The sequence below is a fragment of the Pantoea sp. CTOTU49201 genome (genome assembly GCF_032054795.1).
Classification (GTDB): Bacteria; Pseudomonadota; Gammaproteobacteria; order Enterobacterales; family Enterobacteriaceae; genus Pantoea; species Pantoea symbiotica.
The window spans coordinates 1-7845 of sequence record NZ_DAMBSA010000219.1 but is presented as its reverse complement, the minus strand read 5'-3'; the positions used below and the strand labels follow the sequence as shown (position 1 = coordinate 7845).

The window sequence follows — 7845 nt, the reverse complement described above, 5'->3', positions numbered from 1 at the left end:
ATAGACGCCGTACGAACCGAGCGTGGCGTATTCACGCGCAATCTGCAGCGGCGTAACGCGCAAGCCGTAGCCAAAGGCGAAGGTGGCACGTTCGATATCAGCCCAGCGCTCGCGGTGCAGCGGGAAGTAACCCACGCTCTCGCCGGTCAATCCCAGCCCGGTAGGTTTACCCAGACCAAACGCCTGATAAGTATTCACCAGCGCTTCAGCGGGCATCGCCAGCGCAATGTGCGAGACGCCGATGTCACTCGATTTCTGCAGGATGCCGGTCATGGTGAGGCGCGGCCAGTGACCAACATCGCGGATCAGGTGGCCGTTGACGCTGTACGGCGTGGTATCGATCACCGAGTCGGCGCGCACCAGATGGCGCTCCAGCCCTTCCATCACCACCAACGGTTTCACCGTGGAGCCGGGTTCGTAGCTGTCGTTGATCGCCGAGTTACGCATCTGCGCCGGCGTGGCGTTTTCGTAGTTGTTCGGGTTGAACGACGGATAAGAAGCCATCGCCAGAATTTCGCCGGTATCGATTTTCACCAATACCGCCGCGCCCGAATCCGCTTTGTTAAGCAGTACGCCGTCGCGCAGTTTGCTGTAAAGCGTGAATTGGTCGAACTTGTCGATGCTGAGCTGCACGGTTGGCGGCTGCTGTGGCGGCTGGTAATCGATCATCGCAATGATGTTGCCTTCGCCATCCTGACGATAAACCTCTTTGCCGGGATCGCCCTGCAGCACATGGTCGAAGCCCTTCTCGATGCCGTTCAGGCCGTTGCTGTCGGCTCCCACGATACCAATCAGCGGCGCGGCCGCTTCACTCATCGGATAGAAACGGCTGTCGTTGTACACCGAACTGATGCCTTTCAGTTTCAGCTCGGCGATATCTTTAGCGATGCCAAGTTCGATTTTGCGGCCCAGATAGAGGAAGCGTTTTTTCGGGTTAGCGGTGATGGCCGCACGTAGATCTTCCGGACGCTGATTGAGCGCCGCCGCCAGATACGCCCATTTGGCGCTGGTGAAATCGGGATTCGCCTCCAGCACGCGCATTGGATCGGCGATGATGTCACGCGCCGGAACGCTAAGCGCTAACGCCTGGCCGTCGCGATCCAGCAAGGTGCCGCGGTTGGTCGGCAGCGTTACGGTACGCAGCGAGCGCTGATCGGCTTCGTGCTCCAGCATCGGATGCTTGATCAGCTGCAGGTCACCAACGCAGATCAGCAACAGCACCAGACAGCAGAAAACGCCAAGGCAAATCAGGCGAAAACGAAACGGGTTAAAGGGCGCTTTTATCTGGTCTTTTCCCAGAAATTTTTTAATTGGAGGCATAGCAATCCGCTGCGATGAAAATCAGGCTTAATGCCAGCAGTTATAAAGAAACGTAAACCGAGTTGACAGGAAAACTGTGTTTCAGTTCGTTAAGCAAAAAAAAACCTGCGCATCTGCGCAGGTCGGTGTAATCAAGAAAACTTTTTGATGTTCACCCATCAATACCTCTGGGACCCTGACTGTAGCAAGGCGGCACGCTGGGAAACCATCTCCTAAACGCAACAGTTACCGGCAAAATGTAACCAGCGATGAGATTATTCGTTGCCCATTCACATCAGATGTTTTTTGATTTCCACCAGGCAACTCATGGCGTTAGGACCCTGGGTTAACGACGAGGTACCGATGTCTAATGTCAGTACATTCGGGTTGCCAGCGCGATCCCACGGCTGCCAGCCGCGGCCAAATCCGGGATCAAACCAGGCACCGGTGGCGATGATCACTACGCCCGGCGTTAAACCGTCGGTCAGGCGCACACCGGCCAGCATGCGACCACGCGCGTTGCTCACCTCAATCTCATCGCCATCCTGAATATCACGCGTTGCCGCATCCTGCGGATGCATATACAGCGTCTCATGTCCGGCGGTTTTGTTGCCTTGCACCGTGGCGGTGGCATCCATCTGGCTGTGCAGACGATCTGACGGCTGAATGGAGATCATATGCAGCGGGAACTCGGCGCTGAGCAGCGCACCCAGCCACTCCTGCGGCTCGCGCCACTCGGGATGTCCGGCGAAATCGTCCAGCTGATAATCGGCGATGGTTTGGCAGAACAGCTCAATCTTGCCGCTGGCGGTTTGAATCGGATGGCTGATCGGATCGGCGCGGAAATCATCCATAAACACGAACGGCTTGCCGCCTTCAGGGATCTCGACAAAACCGCGCTCCCAGAACTCACCGAACTCCGGGAAGGGAATATCACGGCGCGCATGCGCTACTGCGCACTGCTGATACAGATGCTCAATCCACTGCATCTCATTGCGCCCTTCGGTGAACACATCACGATAGCCCAGACGATCGGCGATATCGGCGAAGATATCGAAATCGTTACGCGCCTGATGCTGCGGCTTAATCGCCTGATGCATTGCCAGCACGAAACGATCGCGTGACGATCCGCCGATGTCGTTGCGCTCCAGCGTAGTGGTGGCGGGCAGCACGATATCCGCCATCTGCGCCGCCGGCGTCCAGACGATATCCTGCACAATCACCGTATCCGGGCGCTGCCAGCCTTCCACCAGACGATTGAGCTGCTGATGATGATGGAACGGATTGCCGCCCGCCCAGTGCACCAAATGGATATCCGGATAGTGCTGGGTTTCACCCTGGAATGCGTACGGCTGGCCGGGATTGAGCAGCATGTCGCTGATGCGCGCCACCGGAATCGACAAATTGCCCGGATTCGGGCCGGTGCTCATCATCGGTGCCGGACCGTCCTGACGCGGATTGCCGACGCTGTTCATCGAGCCGTGACCAAAGGAGAACCCGCCGCCCGGCAAGCCCGGCTGACCGAGCATCGATGACAGCGCAATCATCATCCAGTACGGCTGCTCGCCGCGATGGGCGCGCTGAACCGAATAGGAGCAGGTAATAAAGCTGCGTTTGCCCATCAGCTGCTGCGCCAGCAGGGCAATGCGCGCCGCCGGAATGCCGGTAATGTTGCTGGCCCACGCAGGCGTTTTAGCAATGCCATCGCTTTCACCAAGCAGATAGTCGCGCAGCTGCGGCCAGCCGGTGCAGTGGCTGGCGAGGAAGCTTTCATCCAGCGCGTTACGCTGTGTGATTTCAAACCCCAGCGCCAGCATCAGTGCCACGTCGGTGTTCGGGCGAATCGGAATCCACTCGGCATTGACGAACGCCGGACAGTCATCGCGCATCGGGCTGATGTTGATGATTGGCGTGCCTTTAGCGCTAAGCTGCTCCAGCGCCGGTTTCAGGCTGTGCTGCCCCGCACCGCCGGACGCCACCTGGCCGTTTTTCAGCGCCAGGCCGCCGAAGGCGATAAAGATGTCGGCGTGCTGCACCACTTCCGGCCAATCGGTCACGCGACCGGTCAGCGGCATATAGGTGCCAATCACGTACGGCAGGAAGAACTGCGCCGCGCCCCAGCTGTAGTTACCTTGCTGGTCGACACCGCCGCCGCCCTGAAAATAGAAGCGGCGAATCAGTGTGCGCGCGTGATTGACGCGCCCGGCAGATGACCAGCCGTATGAGCCGTTGAAAATGCCGGATGCGCCGTAGCGATCGCGCACGCGGCGATTCTCTTCCGCCACCAAATCCAGCGCGGTATCCCAATCCACCGCCACGAAATCTTCCCGCCCGCGTAAGGTGCGATCGCTGTTCTCGCGCGACTTCAACCATGAACGGCGCACCATCGGCTGGCGAATACGCTTGTCCGAATAGACCAGTTCAGGAATGGTGTTGAGCATCGGCGATGGATCGGCATCGGCGAAGAAGGGTTCACAGCCAATCAGGCGATCGTTTTCAGTGACGGCAGTGAATGCGCCCCAGTGCGCCAGGTGTGGCACGCGAGTTTTCATGGTTTTTGGGTCCGGCAGGCAGGTGTAATGATGTCTGGCAGCATAACATGAGGCTGTAATTGAGCTAAAGCACGGCTGTGAGCGCCTGATTTTCCGTGCTTTTGCGACAGCGCTGGCATTCTGCCGGGTTGCTACAGGGTGGGTTTTCCGTAACACTGGTGGCATGTGTAAACGTTTTCCCGGATGTCGATAATCGCATGGCTACCATTAAGGATGTTGCCCGTATGGCTGGGGTGTCGGTTGCGACCGTCTCCCGCGTCATCAATAATTCGCCCAAAGCCAGCGAGAGTTCTCGCCTCGCCGTCACGGCGGCAATGGAGCAGTTGCAGTATCACCCGAACGCCAATGCACGCGCCCTGGCGCAGCAATCCACCGAAACCCTGGGTTTAGTGGTGGGCGATGTTTCCGACCCGTTTTTTGGCGCGATGGTCAAAGCGGTAGATGAAGTTGCGGGCCAGACCGGCAACTTTTTGCTGATTGGTAACGGTTACCACAATGAGCAAAAAGAGCGTCAGGCGATTGAGCAACTGATGCGTCATCGCTGCGCCGCTTTAGTGGTGCACGCCAAGAAAATCCCCGACGACGATTTAGAAATGCTGATGAAGCAAGTGCCTGGCATGGTGCTGCTGAATCGACTGCTGAAAGGCTTTGAACATCGCTGCATCGCGCTGGATGACCGCTACGGCGCGTGGCTGGCTACGCGCCATCTGATTCAGCAAGGCCATACGCAAATCGCCTTTATCTGCTCCACTCACACCATTTCCGATGCTGAAGATCGTCTGCAAGGCTATTACGACGCGCTGAAAGAGCACGGTTTGCCGTGTAACGATCGTTTGGTGGCGTGGGGCGAACCGGACGAAGTGGGCGGCGAGCAGGCGATGACCGAATTGATGGGACGCGGCAAACAGTTCACGGCGGTGGCCTGCTACAACGATTCGATGGCCGCCGGCGCGCTGGCGGTGCTGAGTGATAACGGCATTCGCGTGCCGGAAGAGATGTCGCTGATTGGCTTCGATGATGTGCTGGTGTCGCGCTATGTGCGTCCGCGTTTGACGACGGTGCGTTATCCGATTGTCACCATGGCGCAACAGGCGGCGCAACTGGCGCTGGCGTTAGCCAATGGCAGCGAGATGCCGGAAGTGACCAATATGTTTAGCCCGACGCTGGTAAGACGGCATTCGGTGAGTGGGCCGGGTTAAGCCCTACCCGCCTTTCGTAGGGTCGGCATTCATGCCGACCTGGTTACAAACTTCGCGAGTACACCTTCACCCGCACATCCGGGAACTCCAGCGCGTCACACTGATACTGCCAGCCAAAACGTTCGTAGTAACCGCCAAACGTTGACCATAACCACAGCTTGTCATGACCGCGCTGCTGCGCGAAATCGATCACATGCTGCTGCAGCGCTTCGCTCAATCCCTTGCCGCGCGCGGACTCCTCGACAAACAGCGCCGCCACCCACGGCGTGAGATCCTGACGGCTGATCAAATCGCAGCGCCAGAATCCCACCGTGCCGAGCGGTATATCGCCGTCGAGCGCTACAAAGGTCACCGGAAAGTCGGCGCCGTTGAGGCTGCTGCGCACAATGCTGTCGTAAAACTCACGCGACGTACCGTCACCAAAAGCCTGCCACAGCCAATCGGTGATCTGCGAGGCATGATGCGGTACCTCGCTGAGCGCGACGATCTTCATCAGATCAGCTCCAGCGCCAGCAGCTCCTGAATGGTCTGCGCACGACGAATTTCACGCGGCGCGCCATTCTCGAACAGCACTTCCGGAATCAGCGGGCGGCTGTTGTAGTTCGACGACATCGATGCGCCGTACGCGCCGGTATCGTGGAACACCAGATAATCGCCGACCTGCGCCGCAGGCAGCGTGCGTGTTTCCACTTTGCCGCCTTCCAACTGCGTGAATACATCGCCCGATTCACACAGCGGACCGGCCACCACGCTCTCGACAGTGGCGTCGCCCAGCGCGCGGCCATCGACCGGCAGCAGAGAAATATGGTGATAGCTGCCGTACATCGACGGACGCATCAAATCGCTGAAACCGGCATCGACCAGCACAAAGTGACGGCTGCCCATCTCTTTTACCGCGCGCACCTGCGACACCAGCACGCCCGATTCGGCAACCAGGAAGCGACCTGGCTCGATTTCCAGTTTCACCGCATGACCGAGGTGCGCGGCGACACGCTCACGCGCACCGTTCCACAAGCCGTAATAGTGCTGGGTATCAATGGCTTCTTCGCCAAAACGATAAGGAATCGACAAACCGCCGCCGGCAGAAATCGCCTCGAGGTCCTGGCCAAACGCCACCACCTGATCGACCATCGCATCACACACTTGCTGCAGATGGCCGTAATCCACGCCGGAACCGATGTGCATATGCAAGCCGACCAGACGCAGGCCGTGCTGCTGAATCGCCGCCAGCGCCAGCGGCAGATCGCTGTGCCAGATGCCGTGTTTGCTGTTCTCACCGCCGGTGTTGGTTTTCTGGCTGTGGCCGTGACCAAAGCCAGGATTGATGCGCAACCACACCGCGTGGCCCGGCGACAGTTCGCCCAGCTGATGCAGCATATCCACCGAACCGGCATTGACCGGCACTTTCAGCTCGGCGATGCGCGTCAACGTTGGCTGATCGAACACATCGGCGGTGAAAACGATATCTTCGCCGCCCGGCTGATAACCGGCGGCAATAGCACGCTCGATTTCACCCAGCGACACCGAATCGACTTTGACGCCCGCCGCGCGCATCAGACGCAGAATGTGAATATTGGAGCAGGCTTTCTGCGCAAAACGCACCACGTCAAAGGCGCCGAGTTGCGCAATGCGCTGCTGAATAATTGCGGCATCGTACGCCCAGAATGGGCCAGAATAACGCTGCGCCAGCGGCAGTAAGTTGGCGGCAGTTAACGCGGTTTCGCTGTTGTTGAGTGGGCGTGGCATGTCAATTCTCCTGTGTCATTGAGGCTATTTAGCCACAGCGCATCAATTCAGAAAAATATCTGTTTTAGCGACATCTATACAAATATGATATGGGTTGAGCGGAGGAGACGATGGCAAAAATTAACTGGCGACATATCGAAATTTTTCACGCGGTGATGACCAGCGGCAACCTGACGCAGGCGGCCACGCTGCTGCACACTTCGCAGCCGACGGTGAGCCGCGAGCTGGCGCGCCTGGAGCAGCAGCTCGGCCTGCAGCTGTTCGAACGCGTACGTGGTCGCTTGCAACCAACGGTGCAAGGCTTGCGGCTGTACGAGGAGGTGCAGCGCTCGTGGTACGGACTGGATCGCATCATGGATGCCGCCGAAGGATTGCGTCAGTTTCGTCAGGGCGAATTGTCGATCGCCTGCTTGCCGGTGTTTTCGCAGTCGCTGTTGCCGCCGCTGCTGCAACCGTTTTTGCAGCGCTATCCGCAGGTCAGCCTGAACATCATTCCGCAGGAATCGCCGCTGCTGGAAGAGTGGCTGTCGGCGCAGCGTTATGATCTCGGCCTGACCGAAACCCAGCACCCGCCAGCGGGCACCGAACGTGTGCCGCTGCTGACCTGTGATGAAGTGTGCGTGCTGCCGCCACAGCATCCGCTGTGTCAGCGCGAGGTGCTGACGCCACAGGATTTCCACGGTGAAAACTACGTCAGCCTGTCGCGTAGCGATAGCTATCGTCAGCTGCTGGACTCGCTGTTTCATGAGCAGAATGTGGAGCGTCGTTTGGTGCTGGAGACGCACAGCGCGGCGTCGGTGTGCGCGATGGTGCGTGCAGGCGTGGGGATTTCAATTGTGAATCCGCTGACGGCGCTGGATTACGCCGACAGCGGTGTGGTGATGCGTCGCTTCAGTATTGCCGTGCCCTTCACCGTCAGTCTGGTGCGGCCGCAGCATCGACCGGCCTCAGCGCTGGTTGATCACTTCTGCGACCACCTGCAACAGCAAGTGGCCGCGTTTCCACAACGTATTGCCGAGCGGCTGGCTTAAGCGTTGACCGCTTCGCCC

At 58.7% G+C, this 7845-nt stretch carries 6 protein-coding genes; 2 read left to right on the top strand and 4 right to left on the bottom strand.

All coding sequences use genetic code 11. The annotated features are described in order from the left end of the window. On the bottom strand, positions 1-1320 hold a 1320-nt coding region (locus RTY00_RS15290; RefSeq protein ID WP_312665018.1), incomplete at its 3' end, for a penicillin-binding transpeptidase domain-containing protein. A gap of 269 nt (positions 1321-1589) precedes the next feature. Further along, positions 1590-3851: a molybdopterin-dependent oxidoreductase gene (locus tag RTY00_RS15285; RefSeq protein ID WP_312665017.1), complete on the bottom strand. Its 2262-nt coding sequence runs from the start codon at positions 3849-3851 to the stop codon at positions 1590-1592. A 197-nt stretch (positions 3852-4048) separates the two neighbouring features. Between RTY00_RS15285 and galR the strand changes: the two genes are divergently transcribed. After that, positions 4049-5050: an HTH-type transcriptional regulator GalR gene (galR, locus tag RTY00_RS15280; protein WP_036649453.1), complete on the top strand. Its 1002-nt coding sequence runs from the start codon at positions 4049-4051 to the stop codon at positions 5048-5050. Between the two features lie 43 nt (positions 5051-5093). Here the strand turns inward: galR and RTY00_RS15275 are convergent, their stop codons facing one another. Both RTY00_RS15275 and lysA read right to left on the bottom strand, forming a co-directional pair. Beyond that, on the bottom strand, positions 5094-5543 hold the full coding sequence (locus RTY00_RS15275; RefSeq protein ID WP_154192399.1) for a GNAT family N-acetyltransferase: 450 nt from the start codon (positions 5541-5543) through the stop codon (positions 5094-5096). After that, the gene (gene lysA / locus RTY00_RS15270) at positions 5543-6796 is read right to left on the bottom strand and encodes a diaminopimelate decarboxylase (protein ID WP_312665016.1); all 1254 of its coding nucleotides are present in this window, start codon (positions 6794-6796) and stop codon (positions 5543-5545) included. The genes RTY00_RS15275 and lysA overlap by 1 nt, the downstream gene beginning before the upstream one ends. A 110-nt stretch (positions 6797-6906) precedes the next feature. Here lysA and RTY00_RS15265 point away from each other — a divergent pair, with 110 nt between their 5' ends. Then, positions 6907-7827, top strand: a complete 921-nt coding sequence (locus RTY00_RS15265) for a LysR family transcriptional regulator (protein ID WP_154192400.1) — start codon at positions 6907-6909, stop codon at positions 7825-7827. Positions 7828-7845 lie beyond the last annotated feature (18 nt).

Bases quoted from the DNA above. Each gene is read 5' to 3' on its own strand.
- RTY00_RS15285 (WP_312665017.1), bottom strand. From the start codon at position 3,851: ATGAAAACTCGCGTGCCACACCTGGCGCACTGGGGCGCATTCACTGCC.
- galR (WP_036649453.1), top strand. From the start codon at position 4,049: ATGGCTACCATTAAGGATGTTGCCCGTATGGCTGGGGTGTCGGTTGCG.
- RTY00_RS15275 (WP_154192399.1), bottom strand. From the start codon at position 5,543: ATGAAGATCGTCGCGCTCAGCGAGGTACCGCATCATGCCTCGCAGATC.
- lysA (WP_312665016.1), bottom strand. From the start codon at position 6,796: ATGCCACGCCCACTCAACAACAGCGAAACCGCGTTAACTGCCGCCAAC.
- RTY00_RS15265 (WP_154192400.1), top strand. From the start codon at position 6,907: ATGGCAAAAATTAACTGGCGACATATCGAAATTTTTCACGCGGTGATG.